Raw genomic sequence first — 18,521 nt, forward strand, 5'->3', positions numbered from 1 at the left:
GTTGATAGGCCGGATCTGGAAGCCCAGTAATGGGTGGAGGTGACCGGTACTAATAGGCCGAGGGCTTGTCCTCAGTTGCTCGCGTCCACTGTGTTGGTTCTGAAACCACGAACAACCCCACACTCCTGGGTTATGCGGGGTGTGGTGCGGTTGTCTGTTTCATAGTGTTTCGGTGGTCATAGCGTGAGGGAAACGCCCGGTTACATTCCGAACCCGGAAGCTAAGCCTTACAGCGCCGATGGTACTGCAGGGGGGACCCTGTGGGAGAGTAGGACGCCGCCGAACAAATATTGCGAAAACCCCTGTACCGTTAAATCGGTACGGGGGTTTTCTGCGTTTAGGCTCAGTAGCATGCGCTATGACCTCGTGATCTTCGACAACGACGGTGTTCTCGTCGACAGTGAGCCGATCTCCAACAGGCTCCTCGCCGGCTATCTCACCGAGCTCGGGCACCCGACCTCCTACGAGGAGTCCCTCCGTGACTACATGGGCGCCGCGATGCACCGCGTCCACGATCTCGTCGAGGAGCGGACCGGGCAGCGGCTTCCGGACGACTTCGACGAGGTCTTCCACGCTCGCGTGTTCGCCGCGTTCGAGCGGGAGTTGAAGCCGGTCGCCGGGGCCGTCGATGTGCTGGAGAGGCTGGTCGCGGACGGGGTGCCGTACTGCGTGGCGTCGTCCGGGAGCCATGAGCGGATTCGGGTGGGGCATCGGACCACGGGGCTGGACGAGTGGTTCGAGGAGGAGTGGGTCTTCAGTTCTGAGGACGTGGGGCGGGGGAAGCCCGCGCCGGATCTCTTCCTGTACGCGGCCGAGCGGATGGGCGTCGCGCCGGAACGGTGTGTCGTCGTAGAGGACAGTCCGCTTGGGGTGCGGGCGGGTGTTGCTGCTGGGATGGATGTGTATGGGTTCACTGCCATGACTCCTGGGGAGCGGCTCTCCGGGGTGACGCAACTCTTCGGTGACATGGGGCAGTTGGCTGACCTGTTGGAATGACCTCGGGCAGTGTCGGGGCGCTGACATTTGTCATGCCGAGGTCCGGACGATCGGTTCTACTGGCGGGTCGGGGCCTCGCGGCAAGCTGAGGGCATGACGACGAACACGGGCTCCCTGAAGAAGAACTTCGCGCCGCTCCTCATGGATGTGGCGGTGCCGATCGGGTCGTACTACCTGCTGAAGAGCGGGTTCGGGATGAGTACGGTGGCGGCGCTGGGGTGGAGCAGTGTCGTGCCGGCGGTGCGGACCGTGTGGGGGGTTGTCGCCGAGCGGACGATCAATGCCTTTGCCGCGCTGATTCTCCTCGTGAATGTTGTCGGGCTGTTGCTGAGTTTCGTGGCCGGGGATCCGCGGCTGATGCTCGCCAAGGACAGCGGGATCAGCAGTGTCGTCGGGATCGGGATCCTTGTGTCCGTGGTGATGGGGAAGCCGATGATGACCGCCGGGATGAAGCCCTTCCTGGTGAAGGGGGATCCGGAGCGGGAGGCCGCGTTCGAGCGGCTGCTCAGCGGGTCGGTGGCGTTTCGGCGGGCCGAGCGGCGGTTCTCGCTCGTGTGGGGTGTGATGCTGCTCGCGGAGTGCGTCGCGCGGGTCGTCGGGGTGTACACGCTGCCCGTGGACACCATGGTGTGGCTCGGCACGGTCGTGATGATCGGCACGATCGCCGTGACGTCCGTGGTCAGTGGTGGTGTCGCCGTCGGGCCGATGGCGGAGATGATCGACGCGGAGCTGAAGGCCGGGGACGCCCCCGTACCTGCGGCGATGCCTTCGCTGGTCGCCGCTCGGTAAAGCTGAGCAGAATTCATCTTTGGCTGGATCTACCCACGAGTACGCCGGGGCCCTTACGCTCGCCGCCATGACAGATGTGCTGCGGCGCGGTAGGGCCTCTTTGGCGTTCAGCTTCTTCGCTCAGGGCGCCACCTTCGCGCTGCTCGTGACGCGCATCCCGGCGATCCAGGACCGCTACGGGGTCTCGGACGGGCTGCTGCCCGTCTTCCTTGCCGCCGTGCCGATCCTCGCCGGGGTCGGGAGCGTGACCACCGAGCAACTCGTGAAGCGAATACGGCCCAGCGTGCTGTTGCGCTGGTCCCAGCCCGTCGTGCTCCTGGCGCTGCTCGGGGTCGGGGCGGGCGACAGCATGGCCGAACTGGCCGTCGCCCTGGGGGCGTTCGGGCTCGGGGTGGGTGCGCTGGATGCCTCGATGAACATGCTCGGGGTGAGTCTGCAGCGGACGTACGGACGCAGCATCATGCTCAGCTTCCATGCCGCGTACAGCCTGGGCGGGATTGTGGGGGCCTCGTTGGCCTGGGCCGGGGCGCACTGGCATCTCGCGCTGTGGGTGTCGTATCTGCCTGTGGTGGCCGTGTTGTTGCCGGCCGCGCTGGTGGGGAGTCGGTGGTACGTCGACGGGGGTGCGCCCGGTGAGGAGGGCGAGGGGGCCGAGGCCGGGCCGCTCGTGTTCAAGTTGCTGCTGCCGTTGTGTCTGGTGATGACCTTCGCCTATATCGGGGACTCGACCGTCTCCAACTGGAGTGCGAAGTATCTGAAGGACGTGCTGGGGAGTTCGGAGCAGGTGGCGACCGTTCCGTACAACGTCTACATGGTGATGTGCCTGGTCGGGCGGGGGATCGGGGACCTGGGTGTGCGGCGGTTCGGGGCCGTGGCGGTGGTGCGGCTGGGGGCTGTGGTGGCCGCGGTGGGGTTTGCCGTGGTGGCTGTGGCGCCGGGGGCCGGGGTGGGGATGCTGGGGTTCACCTTGTTGGGGCTTGGGTTGTGTGTGTTGGTGCCGCAGACCTTTGCTGCCGCCGGGCGGTTGTTTCCGGGGGCTTCGGATACGGCCATTGCGCGGCTCAATGTGTTCAATTACGTCGGGTTTCTGATCGGTTCGCCGTTGGTGGGGGCGCTGGGTGATGCCTGGAGTTATCGCGGGGCGATGCTCGTGCCGATGGTGTTGGTGCTGGTGACGTTGGTGTACGCCCGCTCGTTCGCGCCGCAGGGGGACCGATACGGTGACGGGCATGAGCGGGCGCGCACAGCTGATGTGGGACGAGGCAGTAACGGGCTATGACTTCGGCCGGGACCATCCGATGGACCCGGTTCGGCTTGCCCTGACCCGGAGGCTTGTCGATGCCTTTGGGCTCGACAAGGACGTGGAGGTCGTAGCGGCGAAGCCCGCTGGTGATTCGACGTTGCGGCTGGTTCATCGGGAGGACTACGTCGAGGCCGTGAAGGCGGCTTCGGCTGATCCGGGGGCGGCTGACGGGGCGTATGGGCTCGGGACCATGGATGATCCTGCCTTTGCCGGGATGCATGAGGTGTCCGCGCTGATCGCGGGGCAGTCCGTGGGGGCTGCCGAGGCTGTGTGGGGCGGGGACGCTCTGCATGCCGTGAACTTCTCGGGTGGGTTGCATCACGCCATGCCGGGGGCTGCCTCGGGGTTCTGTATTTACAACGACGCCTCGCTTGCCATCGCCCGGCTGTTGGAGTTGGGGGCCGAGCGGGTCGCCTATGTCGATGTGGACGTGCATCACGGGGACGGGGTCCAGGCGGCGTTCTGGGAGGACCCCCGGGTGTTGACGATCTCTCTGCATGAGCATCCTCGGACGTTGTTTCCGCAGACCGGGTGGCCGGAGGAGACCGGGGCGGGGCGGGGGGAGGGCTCCGCGGTCAATGTGGCGTTGCCGGCGGGGACCGGGGACGCGGGGTGGTTGCGGGCCTTTCATGCTGTCGTGCCGGAGTTGATCGCGGACTTTCGGCCGCAGGTGCTGGTTTCTCAGCATGGGGCCGATACGCATTTTGAGGATCCGCTTGCTCATCTCGCGGTGTCGTTGGATGCGCAGCGGGCGGTGCAGGTTGCCTGTCATGAGCTCGCGCACGAGTACGCGGACGGGAAGTGGGTTGCGCTCGGTGGGGGTGGTTATGCCGTGGTGGAGGTGGTGCCGCGGTCCTGGACGCATCTCGTTGCGATTGCTGCGGGGCGGGAGATCGCTCCGGAGGCGGTGATTCCTGAGGGGTGGCGGCAGGAAGTGTTCGCTCGGACTCGGGAGTTGGGGCCGCAGCGGATGACTGATGGGCGGTGGCCGGTTTCTTACGCTGGCTGGGAGTCGGGGTACGACCCTGCGGATCGGCTTGACCAGGCGGTGTTGGCTACTCGGCGGGCGGTGTTTCCGTTGCGGGGGTTGTTGGCGTAGGGCTCCGGGGGTGTGCGAGGGGGTGGGGGTGGGGGTGGGTGTCGCGGGGATTTTTCGCCCCCGCCGCCCCTACCCGTCCCATCCCCAGGGGCTGCCGCCCCTTCCGCCCCGCCTGGGGGCTGCGCCCCCAGACCCCCCTTCGGCCTGGACGGCCTCGTCCTCAAACGCCGGACGGGCTGAGTGGTGCCGGCCTGTGCTGGAGAGGTGTCGGCACTTCGGGCATTGCCCCCAGCGGGTGGGTGGGGGTTCGGGATGGCGCGGGCTCGTCCTCGAACGCCGGACGGGCTGAGTGGTGCCGGCCTGTGCTGGAGAGGTGCCGTTACTCCGGGCATCGCCCCTAGCGGGTGGGTGGGGGTTCGGGATGGCGCGGGCTCGTCCTCGAACGCCGGACGAGGTGAGACGTGCCGGCCTGGGTTGAAAAGTGGCCGCCCGCGCCAAGTCACGCCGGGCGGCGCTGAGATGTGGCCGCCGGGGACGGCTGGTCTAACCGCCCCCGGCGTTCACGCGTCAGCCGCCCCCGGCGTTCACGCGGTATCCGCCCCGGCGTTCACGCGGTATCCGCCCCGGCATTCGTGCGGCATCCGCCCCCGCGTCGATGCCTCCGTCAGCCGCAGTGGCCCGAGTCTCCGCCCGTGGCCGTGCCGATGACGCCGTACCACTCGGCGCAGTAGCCGCGGGCGGGCATGTAGACGGGGCCGGCGTAGGACGTGTACTGGCCGGTGTCGCTGACCGGGGTGCTCTCGTGGTCGGTGATGATGTTGAGTTCGACGCCCATGTAGATCTTGGCGCCGGGGGCGTTGCGGATGGTCACGGCGCAGTTCTTGCCGGTGGACTCGTTCCAGGTCAGGAAGACCTTGCCGACGTTCCCGACCGGCGTGGAGTCGATGACCTTGTAGCCGGTGCCGCAGGCGCCGTTGTACGTGGCGACGGCCGCTGCCTTGGTCGTGGTGGCCGCCGAGGCCGGGGCCGTGGCCGCCGCCGTGCCGGCGAGGGCGAGGACGGTGAGTGCGGCCGCGGTTGTCGTGCGGCGGGACAGCTTCATCATGGTGTTCCCCCAGTTGATGTTGTTGCCTTGATCGTGGTGGTCAACTTGCTTGGGACGGTTGGTCGTTCCGTCCACGCAAGGTGAGACCCGGGAAGCCGTACGACAGTTGTGGCCGTCTTTGTCACTGTCCTGTCACCGGTGTTACGCCAACCGCGCGGTGTTTCCGGGGTTCCGGCCGTAGCCGGGGGCGCCGTCCGTCACCATCACCCTCGTGTTGAGCACCGGCGCCCTCCGCGCCCATCTGCTGGCCGCTCGGCTGGCCGGGCCCGTGGCCACCTCGCGGGAGGAGAGTCTGCGGAGTTATCGCGCCTTCGCCGCGCGGGACCCCCGGGTGCTGATCGGACTCGATCCCGAATGGACTTGGGGGGAGCGGGACTTGATCGGGTTGATGGCGGACAAGTGTGGGGTTTCGGCCGACCCGGCGCACACTTCCGGGCATGATGTGATCGATCCCGAGCGGACGTTGAGTGCTTTGGATGCCTTCGCCGATCGGTTGGGGGAGGTAGCGGAGCGGAGCGGTGCCGTGCTTCTCGGGACCGGGCATCCGCATCGACTGCTCGGGTTCTACGCCGCGTTGGCGGACGCCTTGTCGGCGGCGGGGTGTGCTGTTCTCACCCCTGCGCATGGTCGCTCTGTCGACATAACGACCCGGTTCGGTCTACGCACGTACAACCTTGACTACGTCCAGGGGGTCGGCCTGGTCCGCGAACCCGGCCCCGAACGCACCGGTTGTGAGCCCGGCGCACACACGCACTCACCGCTCCCGGTTCGTACCGTGCTGGGTGCGGCGGCGGAGGCCGGCGGGGCGCTTCCGGAGCTGGTGATCGGGGACCACGGATGGGTCTGCGGGGCAGGTCAGCTGGGGTTTGAGGCTATTGGGCTGGCGGATACGGATGACCCCGCGCTCTTCGTGGGGGAGGCCGAGGGGTCGGTGTCCGTCGTCGTTCCACTTGATGACGCCGTGCGGTCCGCTTACTACCGGCCGCTTACCCGCTACGTACTCAATCGAGCGTGTCTGTCACAGTAGGCCGCCGATGGGTGCACCTCTTCCCCACTCGCATCACACGCCCCTACATTGGGGAGTGAGCACGCAACGACGAAGAGTCACCGGAAGGGGAAGCCGGTGACCGTCGAGTGCGGAAGGTTCAGGTGTGTCATGGCTGCAGCTGGCGAGAGGCCTCTGAACGAGGTTCAGTTCCTTACCGTGGCGGAGGTCGCCTCGGTGATGCGAGTGTCGAAGATGACCGTGTACCGGTTGGTGCACAGCGGTCATCTGCCCGCTATCCGGGTGGGGCGGTCCTTCCGTGTCCCCGAGCAAGCGGTACACGAGTACCTTCGCGAGAGTTATGTGGGGGTGGAGACAGCCTGAGGCGATACCTCGATTACGACCTCAGCGCTCGGACGGGTAGGCTGGCCCCTTGTAGGTCGTATGGGCCCATGATGCCCAGCACCGAGTGATGAGAAGTGAGCGAGGGTAGTCGTGGGCTCTGTTATCAAGAAGCGGCGCAAGCGGATGGCTAAGAAGAAGCACCGCAAGCTGCTGAAGCGCACGCGCGTGCAGCGTCGTAACAAGAAGTAGGCGACGCGGCGCCGCGAGAGCGTCTCCTGTGGCCCCCCACCGAATTCGGTGGGGGGCCACAGTTATGTTCCGGACTTTCGTCGGTCGGGCGGTCATCACAGCGCAACACCGAACCGCTAGGTTGGCCGCACACGGGTAACTCAGAAGGAAGGCGCTGATCTTGGGGAAGGTCGTGCTCGTGACCGGAGTGGCCCGTCAGCTGGGGGGCCGGTTCGTACGTCGGATCCAGCGGGATCCGCGGGTCGACCGGGTGATCGCCGTGGACGCGGTCGCGCCCGGGCACCATCTCGGGGGCGCGGAGTTCATCCAGGCCGACATCCGGCAGCCCACCATCGCGCGGGTGCTCGCCGAGTCGGGCGCCGACACGGTCGTCCACATGGACGTGACGGGCACCGCCCTGGGCAGCGGCAGCCGGACCACGGTCAAGGAGACCAACGTCATCGGCACCATGCAGCTGCTCGGCGCCTGCCAGAAGTCGCCGGTCGTCAAGCGCCTGGTGGTGAAGTCCAGCACGAACGTCTACGGCTCCGCCCCGCGCGACCCGGCCGTCTTCACCGAGGGCACCCCGCCGAAGTCCCTCCCGAGCGGCGGCTTCGCCAAGGACACCGTCGAGGTCGAGGGGTACGTCCGCGGCTTCGCCCGCCGTCGGCCGGACGTCGCGGTGTGCGTGCTCCGCTTCGCCAACATCCTTGGTCCTACGGCGGATTCACCGCTCGCGTCGTACTTCTCGCTGCCGGTGCTGCCGACGGTGTTCGGCTACGACCCGCGGCTGCAGTTCGTGCACGAGGACGACGTGATCGACGTCCTGCGGATCGCCTCGCACGACCCGGAGCGGGGCACGCTCAACAGCGGCACCTTCAACATCGCCGGGGACGGCGTTCTGCTGCTCTCCCAGTGCTCGCGGCGCCTGGGCCGCCCGACCGTGCCGCTGCTGCTTCCTGCGGTCACCTGGGCCGGTTCCCTGGTGCGCACGCTGGGGATGACGGACTTCTCGCCGGAGCAGATCCGGCTGCTCACCCACGGCCGGGTCGTGTCGACGGTGCAGATGCGCGAGACGCTGGGGTACAAGCCGAAGTACACGACCGCCGAGACCTTCGCGGACTTCGCGCGCAGCCAGGGCCCGGGGCTCCTGCCGCCGGAGGTCCTCGCGGGGGCCGTCGACCGGATCGCCGCGCTGTCCGGGCCGGACAGTGGCCACCCCCCGACGCCGAGCGCCAACTGAGGAGCGCATCAACGATGGCGGATGCCAAGGTCATTCCGTTCGACGACGACCGGTCCCGCGCCAACGGCGTGCAGCGGCCGCAGCGACGCCGGAGCACGGGGAACCGGCGCAAGAACGGCGAGCCCGCGCTGGTCCGTGAGGTCCAGCCCCTGCCGGGCCGGGACTTCACGCAGGATGATGTTCCTGTGACGCGTGAGGAACACGAGCCGGAGAAGCCGCAGGACGAGGAGATCCAGAGCCTCCAGAGCGCCCTGGAACGCCGGGTCGCCCACGGCCTGTCCTTCCTGCGTCGCCGGCTCACCGGGGACTACGAGGTCGACGACTTCGGCTACGACGAGGAGCTCACCGACGAGGTCCTGATGCCGGCGCTGCGCCCGCTGTACGAGAAGTACTTCCGGGTCGAGGTCAAGGGCATCGAGAACATCCCGGCTCAGGGCGGTGCGCTGATCGTCGCCAACCACTCCGGGACGCTGCCGCTGGACGGGGTGATGATGCAGATCGCCGTCCACGACAACCACCCGGCGGGGCGGCACCTGCGGCTCCTCGCGGCGGACCTCGTCTTCATGCTCCCGGTGGTCAACGAACTCGCCCGTAAGGCCGGTCACACGCTGGCCTGTGCGGAGGATGCCGAACGGCTGCTGGGGCGGGGTGAGTTGGTCGGTGTGATGCCGGAGGGCTTCAAGGGGATCGGCAAGCCGTTCAGTGAGCGGTACAAGCTCCAGCGGTTCGGTCGGGGCGGGTTCGTCTCCACCGCGCTGCGCAAGGGCACGCCGATCATTCCGTGCTCGATCGTCGGGGCCGAGGAGATCTACCCGATGATCGGCAACTCCAAGACGCTGGCCCGGGTTCTGGGGTTCCCGTACTTCCCGATCACTCCGACGTTCCCCTGGCTGGGGCCGCTGGGTGCGATCCCGTTGCCTACGAAGTGGACGATCCAATTCGGTGAGCCGATCCCTACGGATGGCTATCCGCCGGAGGCTGCCGAGGATCCGATGCTGATGTTCAACCTGACCGACCAGGTGAGGGAGCAGATCCAGCACACGTTGTACAAGTTGCTGGTGCAGCGCAGGTCGGTGTTCTTCTAGCTTTTTGGGTTCCGCAGTTTTTTTGGCTGCGGGCCGGTGGGGGCTGGTCGCGCAGTTCCCCGCGCCCCTAAAAGCAGATGGGCGCCCCTCGTTGGAGGGGCGCCCATTGGGCTAGTTCGCGTCTTCGCTGTCGATGCCCAAGCCCGGTAGCAAGCCCGGCAGCAGTGGTGGCAGCGTGACGTCCGGTTCTGTGATCGACGGTTTGCTCGTGGACGGGGATGCCGTGCCCGAGGACTTCGGGGGGTCCAGGAGGCCGCCCGTGTTGCCGCCGAGGAGGCCGTCGCCGGTGGTGGCGGACGAACTCGGGGTGCTGGAGTGGCTGGACTCGGCGGAGCCGTCGGTGGTGCTCGGTGTCGTCGAGCGGTGGGTGTCCGTGGAGCCGCCCGGGGACGTTCGGTCCGGAGCGCGGTGTTTGCCGGTGCCGGGGGTTGTCGCCGGAGGCTGGGGGAGCAGCGACTGGAGCGGGGCGACCTCTTCGTCTATGGCGTCGAAGACCGAGGAGACCTGGTCGCTGACGTCGCCGAGCTGGACGGGGAGGCGGTCGCGCAGGGCGCCCCAGGCCTCGCGGTGCGAGCGGGAGAACGCGGAGAGGGCCTGGATGGGGCCCAGCGAGTTCGGGTCCTGCTCGTACGCCTCGTGCAGCAGGCGGTGGCCCTCGGACGCGTCGTGGGTCATCCCGGCGAGCGTGCGGCGGATCTCGCCGAGCTGCTCGTGGTCGAGGTGGCCGCTGCGGTCCCGCTCGATCAGCCGGCGTGCCTCGCTCAGGCGGTTGGACGCCTGGTCGAGGTAGGCCACACCGCGCTGGTCGTCGCCGTCGGACAGGTAGTTGAGCTTGAAGTCCTCGATGCCGCGCTTCAGGCCGTAGAGCGAGTCACCGGGCAGGGCGCCCGAGCTCGCCGCGGCCACTCCGCCGAAGGCACCCGCGGCGACCCCGACGCTCAGTCCGCCGGCCGCGAGGCCCTTGGTGAGCCGGGACCGGGGTCGCAGCTTGCCCAGACCGGTGGCCCGGTGCGCACCCCGGGACCGGGGGGAGCGCTGCTCCGGTACCGAGGGTTCGGGTGCCTCGCCTTGCAGCATGGCCTCGAACGCGGCGACCAGCTGGGCCCGCTGGACCACCTTGACCTCGGGGTCCAGCACGGGTTTGGGCAGCTCGCCGAGACCGGTGGCGAAGGCCAGCATGCGGCCCTGCTCGGTCTGTTCCGCAGCAGCCGGGGCCGGGGCCGGTCCTTCGGACTGCTCGGCCGCCGTGCCCTGGTCGGACTGCTCCTCTTCCAGGGCCTGGGCGAAGGCGTTCGCCCGCCGGTGCGCCGATACGTTCGCGATCACTGGCGGCACCTCCTCTCGCGTCATGACGGTCGACTCCCCAGGGGGTCCTGAGGGTTGCACAGCCTGACCGCATCCACACGATCGAGTGATCGGAGAGGGCCAGGGTGTGACCACAGGGAGCCTGTATCCCGCACAACGAGTGGCGCGGCACTTGGGTTACGGACGACGGATGATCCGACCGCGAACTCAACGGACTTTCACTGAGCGCGAGTTGGGCGTTACCGAGCGTATGCCGTCAGCGGGCGTCGTCCGGGAGGAGCCGGGCGAGCGTGCGCACGGCCCGGTACTGGAGGGTCTTGATCGCGCCCTCGTTCTTGCCCATCACCCGGGCGGTCTCCGCAACGGAGAGGCCCTGGAGGAAGCGGAGTGTGACGCACTCCTGCTGCTGCGGGTTGAGCCGTCGTACGGCGTCGAGCAGCGCGGCGTTCGAGAGGGACTCCAGGACGGAGTCCTCGGGGGAGCGCTCGACCTCGTTGGCGTCGAGCATCTCGCCGGTGGTCACTTCCAGCCGGAAGCGGCTCGACTTGAAGTGGTCGGCTACCAGGTTGCGGGCGATCGTCACCAGCCAGGCGCCGAAGTCACGACCCTGATAGGTGAACGTGCCGATGCGGCGCAGGGCGCGCAGAAAGGTCTCGCTGGTGAGGTCCTCGGCGGTGGCTTTGCCTCCCACTCGGTAGTAGATGTACCGGTACACAGTGTCGCTGTACTGGTCGTAGAGGCGGCCGAAGGCGTCGGCTTCGCCGGCCTGGGCACGCTCCACGAGGTCCATCATCCGGGCGCTGTCGCTGTCAGCGGCCGGACGGCGTGCGGTGGCGGCGCCGGCCGAGCGCCCTCGTCTGCCCACCGTGGCGCCGCCGTCGGCCAGTGCGTAGCACGGACCGACGGGTGCGGTGGTGGCGAAGGCGGCGGGGACGGCGTACGCGGTGGGGACGAAGCCGCGCAACAGGTCTTGGACCGTTGCGCGCAGCGTAGCCAGGCCCGAGGCGTCAACCCCGACGTGTGGGTACACGGGACTCCCAGAGGCAGAGCTTCCATCACGTGCAGTACCGGAACATTCACCCGTCGTAGCGACGGAGGGGTACCGGATTGCGTCTGAGGAGAATAACGCTTCGTGCAGGCGCTGCTACACCCAGTTGCTCAAATCATCGATTACGTCGCTTCTGTAACCGGTTGGCGCCCGATCAAGTACCGCAGAGTGACCGGTTGTTGATCAGAACGGTCCGAATTCAGTCAGGGACCGGGGCGTGTTGTGGCCGTGTGCAGCCAACGTGACTGGACAGGGGGTTACGCGGGTACGACCCGTGGATTGGCCGTGTTTACCGCGTCACCGGCGTCGGCGATGCAATGCGATCGCCGCGGCCGTGCCGCCCGCCACCGCGCCCACGCCGGCCGCCGCCGGGATGCCGACCTTGGCCGCGCGGCGGGCCGTGCGGTAGTCGCGCAGCCGCCAGTCCAACTCCCGGGCGTGCTTGCGCAGCTTGGAGTCCGGGTTGATGGCGTAGGGGTGCCCGACCAGCGAGAGCATCGGGATGTCGTTGTGCGAGTCGCTGTACGCGGCGCAGCGCGAGAGGTCCAGGCCCTCCGCCGCCGCCAACGCCCTTACCGCCTCCGCCTTCGCGGGGCCGTGCAGGGGTTCGCCGACCAACTTGCCGGTGTAGACGCCGTCGACGGACTCCGCGACCGTGCCGAGCGCGCCGGTGAGGCCGAGGCGGCGGGCGATCACATTGGCGATCTCCACCGGGGCGGCGGTGACGAGCCACACCTTCTGACCGGCGGCCAGGTGTGCCTCGGCGAGGGCGCGGGTGCCGGGCCAGATGCGCTCGGCCATGTACTCGTCGTAGATCTCCTCGCCGATCGACTGGAGTTCGGCGACGCGGTGGCCCTTGACGATGGACAGCGCGGAGTCGCGCGCCTCCTGCATGTGCTCGGGGTCCTCGAAGCCGGCGAGCCTGAACCAGGCCTGCTGCCAGGCGAATCGGGCGAGGTCGCGGGTCTCGAAGAACTTCCGCTTGTACAGGCCCCGGCCGAAGTGGAAGATCGACGCGCCCTGCATGACGGTGTTGTCCAGGTCGAAGAAGGCCGCGGCTCTGTCGTCGCCGAGGACCGGGAACTCCGGCTCCTCCGACGCTTTTTCGTCCGCGCGGGTGTCCTGTATGTCCTGCGCGTCCTGCGACGACTTGCGCGCTGCCTCCGCAGAGGCCTCGCCTGCCAACACGCTCCGCGCCGTGGCGGAGCGCCTACGGGGAGTGAGCCATCCGAGAGCGGCCATGTCGTGAGCATAGCCAGTTTGTTCGGTGGTTCCGGAGCCGAGAGGTTCGGAGGCTGTGAACTCTCCGCGACCGGGCCGTTAAAGAAGTGCACCGGTGGCGCGAGAATGGTGTGCATGAGTCATCTCGTCACCCTCATCCGCAAGCCTGGCTGTCATCTGTGCGAGGACGCGCAGCTCGTCGTGGAGAAGGTCTGCGCCGACCTCGGGGTCCCCTGGGAGGAGAAGGACATCACCGAGGACCAGCGGCTGCACGACGCGTACTGGGAGCAGATTCCGGTCGTCCTCATCGATGGGAAACAGCACACTTTCTGGCGGGTGGACGAGGCCCGCCTGCGCCGGGAACTGACCAAGTAGTTCAACGCGCACCCGAACGTCGCTTAGGATCGACGGCGGTTTGGTCTCGGGGGCGGGAATTACGAGGAGTGTGGCGGTTTTGCCCCCTGGAATACGGCTGGGACGCGTGTGCGTGACCCCGGTCACGTTGGCCGGGCAAATCGGACACCATCTTTGTGCACGCGTTCACAAAGACATAGCCTGCTTCCGACGGGGCGGTCTGGGTACGTGTGACCGCCCACAGCCCCGCTCTACCCGCAGGAGCACCGTGGCAACTGGCCGAACTCACCGACCGGCGAGCCGTAGCCGAGGGATTCCCGAGGCCACCGTCGCCCGTCTCCCGCTGTACCTCCGCGCGCTGACCGGACTCTCGGAGCGCTCGGTGCCCACGGTCTCCTCCGAGGAGCTCGCGGCCGCCGCCGGGGTCAACTCCGCGAAGCTGCGCAAGGACTTCTCGTACCTCGGTTCCTACGGCACCCGCGGTGTGGGCTACGACGTCGAGTACCTCGTCTACCAGATCTCCCGCGAGCTGGGCCTGACCCAGGACTGGCCGGTCGTGATCGTCGGTATCGGCAACCTCGGCGCCGCCCTCGCCAACTACGGCGGGTTCGCCTCCCGCGGCTTCCGCGTCGCCGCGCTCATCGACGCCGACCCGGCGATGGCCGGCAAGCCCGTCGCGGGCATCCCGGTGCAGCACTCGGACGAGCTGGAAAAGATCATCAGCGACAACGGCGTCTCCATCGGCGTCATCGCGACCCCCGCCGGTGCCGCCCAGCCGGTCTGCGACCGACTCGTGGCCGCCGGTGTGACGTCCATCCTGAACTTCGCGCCGACCGTGCTGACCGTCCCGGACGGCGTCGACGTCCGCAAGGTCGACCTCTCGATCGAGCTGCAGATCCTCGCCTTCCACGAGCAGCGCAAGGCCGGCGAGGAGGCCGCCGACGAGGCGGCGCACCCGGCCGCCAAGCGCCGCGGCGACTCCGCCGAGCAGGGTCCTGACGGGGACGTCCCCGCCGTGATGCCGGCATGAGTCTCCTCGTCGTCGGGCTGAGCCACCGCAGCGCGCCGGTCAGTCTCCTGGAGCGGGCCACGCTGAACGCGGACGCCCAGTTCAAGCTCCTCCAGGACACCGTCGCCGCCGAACCGGCCGCCGAGGCCGCGGTGTTGGCCACCTGCAACCGCATCGAGCTCTACGCCGACGTGGACAAGTTCCACGCGGGCGTCGCGGAGTTGTCCACGCTGCTCGCGCAACACAGCGGCGTCGGCCTGGACGAGCTCACTCCTTATCTCTACGTGCACTACGAGGACCGGGCCGTCCACCATCTCTTCTCGGTGGCCTGCGGTCTCGACTCGATGGTCGTCGGCGAGGGCCAGATCCTCGGCCAGATCAAGGACTCCCTGGCCAAGGCACAGGAACTGCACTCCGCCGGGCGGCTGTTGAACGAGCTGTTCCAGCAGGCCCTCCGCGTCGGCAAGCGCGCCCACTCGGAGACCGGCATCGACCGCGCGGGCCAGTCCCTGGTCACCTTCGGCCTTCAACAGCTCTCTTCCGGTACGGCAGTTGAAGCCTGGGCCAAGGGGAAACGCGCCCTGGTCATCGGCGCCGGTTCCATGTCGTCGCTGGCCGCCGCGACCCTCGCGCGTGCCGGGGTCGCCGAGATCGTCGTCGCCAACCGCACGTCCGACCGCGCCGAGCGGCTCGCCCAGATCATCACGGAGAGCCCCGAAACGGACGTGTCCGCCCGCGCGGTACCGATGGACTCGGTGCCGTTCGAGCTGACACGTGCCGACCTCGCCGTGTCCTGCACGGGCGCGACGGGCCTGGTCCTGACGGCCGACGCGGTCGCGGACGCGGTCGAGGGCCGGGTGCCGCCGGACGTCACGTTCGGTCGTACGGCCGTGGTGGATGTCGTACGTGAAGAGCTTCCGCCGACGTCCGTCGGGACCGAGGACGGGTGTCCGCTGGACCTGTCCGCGGTGCAGGGGGCGAGTGGCTTCTCCGTGATGGGGGAGGCCGCCGTGGCCGGGATGGACGCGGCGACGCTGGAGCAGCACGCGGCCTGGGTCGGCGGCACGGCCGTGGACCGGCGTGAGGCGGCCCGGAGCACGCCCGAGGCCGAGCTCATCACCGAACTCGCCACCATGGCCGCCACCGTCGGACGCATTCCCGAGCGGCGCAGGCCCGAACCCGTGGCCCACATCCCGCGCCCCGCACCGGTGTTGTCGCTCCTCGACCTCGCGATGCCGCGGGACGTCGACGCGGCCGTGCACCGGCTGGCCGGGGTCCGGCTCGTGGACATCGAGTCGCTCGCCGAGGCCTCCGCGGACGCTCCGATGGCGGCGGACGTGGACGCGGTCCGGCGTATCGTCTCCGACGAGGTCGCGGCCTTCGGGGCAGCCCAGCGGGCCGCGCACATCACGCCGACCGTGGTCGCCCTGCGCGCCATGGCCGCCGAGGTCGTCGCCGGCGAGATCGCCCGGCTCGACGGACGGCTGCCCGGCCTCGACGACAAGCACCGCGCGGAGATCACCCAGACCGTGCGACGCGTCGTCGACAAGCTGCTGCACGCGCCGACCGTACGGGTCAAGCAGCTCGCGGCCGAGCCCGGCGGCGCCGGGTACGCGGACGCGCTGCGCACCCTGTTCGACCTGGACCAGGAGACGGTGGCCTCCGTCTCCCGGGCTGTAGAAGACTCTGAGATCAGCAAGAACCGAGGGCCAGCATGAGTAGCAAGGCACTGAGACTGGGGACCAGGCGGAGCAGACTCGCCCTGGCCCAGTCCGGGTTGGTGGCGGACGCCGTGAGCCAGGTGACCGGACGGCCCGTCGAGCTCGTCGAGATCACCACCTACGGCGACACCTCCCGCGAGCACCTCGCCCAGATCGGCGGCACCGGGGTCTTCGTGACCGCGCTGCGGGACGCGCTGCTCGGCGGTGAGGTCGACTTCGCGGTTCATTCGCTGAAGGACCTGCCGACCACGCAGCCCGACGAGCTGGTGCTCGCCGCCGTACCCGAGCGCGAGGACCCGCGTGACGTGATCGTCGCCCGGGACGCCCTGAAGTTCACCGACCTGCCCCGCGGGGCGCGCATCGGTACGGGCTCCCCGCGGCGCACGGCCCAGCTGAACGCGTACGCGCGCAGCCACGGCCTCGACATCGAGACGGTCCCGATCCGCGGGAACATCGACACCCGTGTCGGCTTCGTCCGGGACGGTGAGCTGGACGCCGTGGTCCTGGCCGCCGCCGGACTCAGCCGGATCGGCCGGCTCGACGACGTGACCGACTTCCTGTCGGTCGACACGGTTCTGCCCGCCCCCGGCCAGGGGGCCCTGGCGATCGAGTGTGCCGCGGACAACGCGGACCTGATCGCGGCACTCGGCGAGCTCGACGACCCGTTCACGCGGGTCGCCGTGACTGCCGAAAGGTCCCTGCTCGCCGCCCTGGAGGCCGGCTGCTCCGCCCCTGTGGGCGCGCTGGCCGACCTTCTGGCCGACGGGCAGATTGTCAAGGAAATGCGCCTGCGCGGAATAGTCGGCACGACCGACGGTTCGCGTACGGTGCAGCTGTCCACCACCGGTCCCGTGCCCGAGTCGCACGACCAAGCACTGGCGCTCGGTCGCGAACTCGCCGCCGAGATGCTCGCGCAGGGCGCGGCCGGTCTGATGGGGGAGCAAGCCAAGTGAGCCCCACCACTCTTCCCGCTGCCGCTGGTCCCGAACACGGGCACGTCACCTTCCTGGGTGCCGGACCCGGAGATCCGGGACTGCTCACACTGCGCGCCGTCGAGGCGCTGGCGAGCGCGGACGTTCTCGTCGCCGAGCACGAGGTGCTCGACGTCGTACGTGCGCACGCCCGACCCGGCGTAGCCGTCGTGCATCCGGATCCGGGTCCTTCTTCGGACTCGTTCCCGGGCACAGGCACGCCTCAACTAACGGTTGTTGACGGTGCGTCAACAACCGTTGGCCTACCCGCTGTGCGGGATGCGGCACATCTTGTCATGGAGGCCGCGCGGGGCGGCAGGCGGGTCGTACGTGCGGTGTCCGGGGACCCCGGACTAGATACGTACGCCGCCGAGGAAATGCTCGCCTGCGTCGCCGCGGGTGTGCCTTTCGAGGTCGTCCCGGGTGTCGCGGCGGCCGTCGGCGTGCCCGCGTACGCCGGTGTCCCGCTGCGGGACGCGCAGGGGGCGGACGTCCGGTTCGTGGACGCCCGTACCGCGTCGGACCGGTGCTGGACGGAGGTGGGGGCGTCGGATGGCACGGTTGTGGTGTCCACGTCCCTGGATTCGGTCGCTTCCGCTGCCGGTGAGTTGGTGGCTGCGGGTCGTAAGCCCGATACGCCCATGACCGTCACAGTGGCTGGTACGACCACTCGTCAGCGGACCTGGTCCGCGACGCTCGGGACGATCGCGCAGACGCTGAAGCAGGCGAAGGTGCTGCCGTCCCCTGATGGTGGCCGGCCGGTGATAGCCGTGGTCGGTGAGCGGTCCGCCGCCGCGCAGCGCGACCAGTTGTCGTGGTTCGAGTCCAAGCCGTTGTTCGGCTGGAAGGTGCTCGTGCCGCGTACGAAGGAGCAGGCGGCTTCGCTCTCCGACCAGTTGAGGTCGTACGGGGCTGTTCCGCACGAGGTGCCTACGATCGCCGTCGAGCCGCCGCGGACGCCGCAGCAGATGGAGCGGGCGGTCAAGGGGCTCGTCACCGGGCGGTACGAGTGGATCGCCTTCACGTCGGTCAACGCGGTGAAGGCGGTTCGGGAGAAGTTCGAGGAGTACGGGCTCGATGCGCGGGCGTTTGCCGGGATCAAGGTCGCCGCGGTGGGGGAGCAGACCGCCAACGCGTTGATCGCCTTCGGGGTGAAGCCGGATCTCGTGCCGAGCGGTGAGCAGTCCGCGGCGGGTTTGCTTGAGGACTGGCCGCCGTACGACCCGGTGTTCGATCCGATCGACCGGGTCTTCCTGCCGCGTGCGGATATCGCCACCGAGACGCTGGTCGCCGGGCTGATCGAGCTCGGGTGGGAGGTGGATGACGTGACCGCGTACCGGACCGTGCGGGCGTCGCCGCCGCCGGCCGATACGCGGGAGGCGATCAAGGGGGGTGGCTTTGATGCCGTTCTCTTCACGTCGTCGTCCACTGTGCGGAACCTGGTGGGGATCGCGGGTAAGCCGCACAACGTGACGGTGATTGCCTGTATTGGTCCTGCTACGGCGAAGACTGCCGAGGAGCATGGGCTGCGGGTGGATGTGATGGCTCCGGAGCCGTCTGTGCACAAGTTGGCCGAGGCGTTGGCGAACTTCGGGTTGCGTAGGCGGGCGGCGGCTCAAGAGGCTGGGGATCCGGTTACTCGGCCCAGTGAGCGTCGGCCTGGTGCGCGGCGGCGGCGTACGACCTGAGGCTTCGGCTTCGGTTGCGGTGAGTGGGGGCGGGGGTCGCGGGGATTTTTCGCCCCCGCCGCCCCTACCCGTCCCATCCCTGGGGG

The 18,521-nt window shown here is 68.7% G+C and carries 18 protein-coding genes and 2 rRNA genes; 16 read left to right on the forward strand and 4 right to left on the reverse strand.

The features are described from left to right. From ACIBK4_RS00005 to ACIBK4_RS00030, 6 genes are all read left to right on the forward strand, one after another. Nucleotides 1–73, forward strand: a 23S ribosomal RNA gene (locus ACIBK4_RS00005); the annotation flags it as partial. 95 nt (nt 74–168) lie between these two features. Next, a 5S ribosomal RNA gene (gene rrf, locus ACIBK4_RS00010) occupies nt 169–285 on the forward strand. 66 nt (nt 286–351) lie between these two features. After that, nucleotides 352–996, forward strand: a complete 645-nt coding sequence (locus tag ACIBK4_RS00015; RefSeq protein WP_398990554.1) for an HAD family hydrolase — start codon at nt 352–354, stop codon at nt 994–996. Nucleotides 997–1,089: 93 nt separating this feature from the next. Then, a complete protein-coding gene (locus ACIBK4_RS00020; protein WP_398990556.1) occupies nt 1,090–1,785 on the forward strand; it encodes a VC0807 family protein in 696 nt (231 codons plus the stop codon). Between the two features lie 67 nt (nt 1,786–1,852). Then, entirely contained in the window at nt 1,853–3,064 is a 1,212-nt protein-coding gene (locus ACIBK4_RS00025; protein ID WP_398990558.1) for an MFS transporter, read from the forward strand. Further along, nucleotides 3,015–4,187, forward strand: coding sequence for an acetoin utilization protein AcuC (locus ACIBK4_RS00030; protein ID WP_398990560.1), 1,173 nt, complete (start codon nt 3,015–3,017; stop codon nt 4,185–4,187). The genes ACIBK4_RS00025 and ACIBK4_RS00030 overlap by 50 nt, the downstream gene beginning before the upstream one ends. Before the next feature lie 604 nt (nt 4,188–4,791). Here the strand turns inward: ACIBK4_RS00030 and ACIBK4_RS00035 are convergent. Further along, nucleotides 4,792–5,232 carry a spore-associated protein A gene (locus ACIBK4_RS00035; RefSeq protein WP_398990563.1) on the reverse strand — a complete coding sequence of 147 codons (441 nt, stop codon included), beginning with the start codon at nt 5,230–5,232 and terminating at the stop codon, nt 4,792–4,794. A gap of 211 nt (nt 5,233–5,443) precedes the next feature. Between ACIBK4_RS00035 and ACIBK4_RS00040 the strand changes: the two genes are divergently transcribed. From ACIBK4_RS00040 to ACIBK4_RS00060, 5 genes are all read left to right on the forward strand, one after another. After that, nucleotides 5,444–6,259, forward strand: coding sequence for a phosphatase (locus tag ACIBK4_RS00040; protein ID WP_398990565.1), 816 nt, complete (start codon nt 5,444–5,446; stop codon nt 6,257–6,259). 129 nt (nt 6,260–6,388) lie between these two features. Next, on the forward strand, nt 6,389–6,601 hold the full coding sequence (locus tag ACIBK4_RS00045) for a helix-turn-helix domain-containing protein (protein WP_004984898.1): 213 nt from the start codon (nt 6,389–6,391) through the stop codon (nt 6,599–6,601). Nucleotides 6,602–6,712: 111 nt separating this feature from the next. After that, nucleotides 6,713–6,811 carry a 30S ribosomal protein bS22 gene (locus ACIBK4_RS00050; protein ID WP_003948845.1) on the forward strand — a complete coding sequence of 33 codons (99 nt, stop codon included), beginning with the start codon at nt 6,713–6,715 and terminating at the stop codon, nt 6,809–6,811. Between the two features lie 160 nt (nt 6,812–6,971). Next, nucleotides 6,972–8,033 (forward strand): NAD-dependent epimerase/dehydratase family protein, encoded by a 1,062-nt coding sequence (locus ACIBK4_RS00055; protein ID WP_398990567.1) that lies wholly within the window; start codon nt 6,972–6,974, stop codon nt 8,031–8,033. Between the two features lie 14 nt (nt 8,034–8,047). Beyond that, entirely contained in the window at nt 8,048–9,118 is a 1,071-nt protein-coding gene (locus ACIBK4_RS00060; protein WP_398990569.1) for a lysophospholipid acyltransferase family protein, read from the forward strand. A gap of 111 nt (nt 9,119–9,229) precedes the next feature. On the opposite strand, the gene ACIBK4_RS00065 is transcribed toward ACIBK4_RS00060, so the two are convergent. The 3 genes from ACIBK4_RS00065 to ACIBK4_RS00075 all read right to left on the reverse strand — a co-directional run bounded on the left by ACIBK4_RS00065 (nt 9,230) and on the right by ACIBK4_RS00075 (nt 12,713). Beyond that, a complete protein-coding gene (locus ACIBK4_RS00065; protein ID WP_398990571.1) occupies nt 9,230–10,444 on the reverse strand; it encodes a DUF5667 domain-containing protein in 1,215 nt (404 codons plus the stop codon). 235 nt (nt 10,445–10,679) lie between these two features. Next, nucleotides 10,680–11,453 carry an ECF subfamily RNA polymerase sigma factor, BldN family gene (locus ACIBK4_RS00070; RefSeq protein ID WP_366435848.1) on the reverse strand — a complete coding sequence of 258 codons (774 nt, stop codon included), beginning with the start codon at nt 11,451–11,453 and terminating at the stop codon, nt 10,680–10,682. Nucleotides 11,454–11,768: 315 nt separating this feature from the next. Next, nucleotides 11,769–12,713 carry an HAD family hydrolase gene (locus tag ACIBK4_RS00075; RefSeq protein WP_398990573.1) on the reverse strand — a complete coding sequence of 315 codons (945 nt, stop codon included), beginning with the start codon at nt 12,711–12,713 and terminating at the stop codon, nt 11,769–11,771. Between the two features lie 105 nt (nt 12,714–12,818). Here ACIBK4_RS00075 and ACIBK4_RS00080 point away from each other — a divergent pair, with 105 nt between their 5' ends. The 5 genes from ACIBK4_RS00080 to ACIBK4_RS00100 all read left to right on the forward strand — a co-directional run bounded on the left by ACIBK4_RS00080 (nt 12,819) and on the right by ACIBK4_RS00100 (nt 18,435). Further along, the gene (locus ACIBK4_RS00080) at nt 12,819–13,067 is read left to right on the forward strand and encodes a glutaredoxin family protein (RefSeq protein WP_366435850.1); all 249 of its coding nucleotides are present in this window, start codon (nt 12,819–12,821) and stop codon (nt 13,065–13,067) included. Between the two features lie 247 nt (nt 13,068–13,314). After that, the gene (locus tag ACIBK4_RS00085) at nt 13,315–14,076 is read left to right on the forward strand and encodes a redox-sensing transcriptional repressor Rex (protein ID WP_390158273.1); all 762 of its coding nucleotides are present in this window, start codon (nt 13,315–13,317) and stop codon (nt 14,074–14,076) included. Next, nucleotides 14,073–15,773, forward strand: coding sequence for a glutamyl-tRNA reductase (locus tag ACIBK4_RS00090; protein WP_398990576.1), 1,701 nt, complete (start codon nt 14,073–14,075; stop codon nt 15,771–15,773). Before ACIBK4_RS00085 ends, ACIBK4_RS00090 begins: the two co-directional genes overlap by 4 nt. Beyond that, nucleotides 15,770–16,729, forward strand: a complete 960-nt coding sequence (gene hemC, locus ACIBK4_RS00095) for a hydroxymethylbilane synthase (RefSeq protein ID WP_398990579.1) — start codon at nt 15,770–15,772, stop codon at nt 16,727–16,729. Before ACIBK4_RS00090 ends, hemC begins: the two co-directional genes overlap by 4 nt. Beyond that, entirely contained in the window at nt 16,726–18,435 is a 1,710-nt protein-coding gene (locus tag ACIBK4_RS00100) for a uroporphyrinogen-III synthase (RefSeq protein WP_398990581.1), read from the forward strand. The genes hemC and ACIBK4_RS00100 overlap by 4 nt, the downstream gene beginning before the upstream one ends. Nucleotides 18,436–18,521: the final 86 nt, after the last annotated feature.

The sequence above is a fragment of the Streptomyces sp. NPDC050528 genome, from assembly GCF_044457795.1.
GTDB lineage: Bacteria > Actinomycetota > Actinomycetes > Streptomycetales > Streptomycetaceae > Streptomyces.

Coding starts and splice junctions, on each gene's coding strand:
- ACIBK4_RS00015 (WP_398990554.1), top strand. CDS start 352: ATGCGCTATGACCTCGTGATCTTCGACAACGACGGTGTTCTCGTCGAC.
- ACIBK4_RS00020 (WP_398990556.1), top strand. CDS start 1,090: ATGACGACGAACACGGGCTCCCTGAAGAAGAACTTCGCGCCGCTCCTC.
- ACIBK4_RS00025 (WP_398990558.1), top strand. CDS start 1,853: ATGACAGATGTGCTGCGGCGCGGTAGGGCCTCTTTGGCGTTCAGCTTC.
- ACIBK4_RS00030 (WP_398990560.1), top strand. CDS start 3,015: ATGAGCGGGCGCGCACAGCTGATGTGGGACGAGGCAGTAACGGGCTAT.
- ACIBK4_RS00035 (WP_398990563.1), bottom strand. CDS start 5,232: ATGATGAAGCTGTCCCGCCGCACGACAACCGCGGCCGCACTCACCGTC.
- ACIBK4_RS00045 (WP_004984898.1), top strand. CDS start 6,389: ATGGCTGCAGCTGGCGAGAGGCCTCTGAACGAGGTTCAGTTCCTTACC.
- ACIBK4_RS00060 (WP_398990569.1), top strand. CDS start 8,048: ATGGCGGATGCCAAGGTCATTCCGTTCGACGACGACCGGTCCCGCGCC.
- ACIBK4_RS00075 (WP_398990573.1), bottom strand. CDS start 12,713: ATGGCCGCTCTCGGATGGCTCACTCCCCGTAGGCGCTCCGCCACGGCG.
- ACIBK4_RS00080 (WP_366435850.1), top strand. CDS start 12,819: ATGGTGTGCATGAGTCATCTCGTCACCCTCATCCGCAAGCCTGGCTGT.
- ACIBK4_RS00090 (WP_398990576.1), top strand. CDS start 14,073: ATGAGTCTCCTCGTCGTCGGGCTGAGCCACCGCAGCGCGCCGGTCAGT.
- hemC (WP_398990579.1), top strand. CDS start 15,770: ATGAGTAGCAAGGCACTGAGACTGGGGACCAGGCGGAGCAGACTCGCC.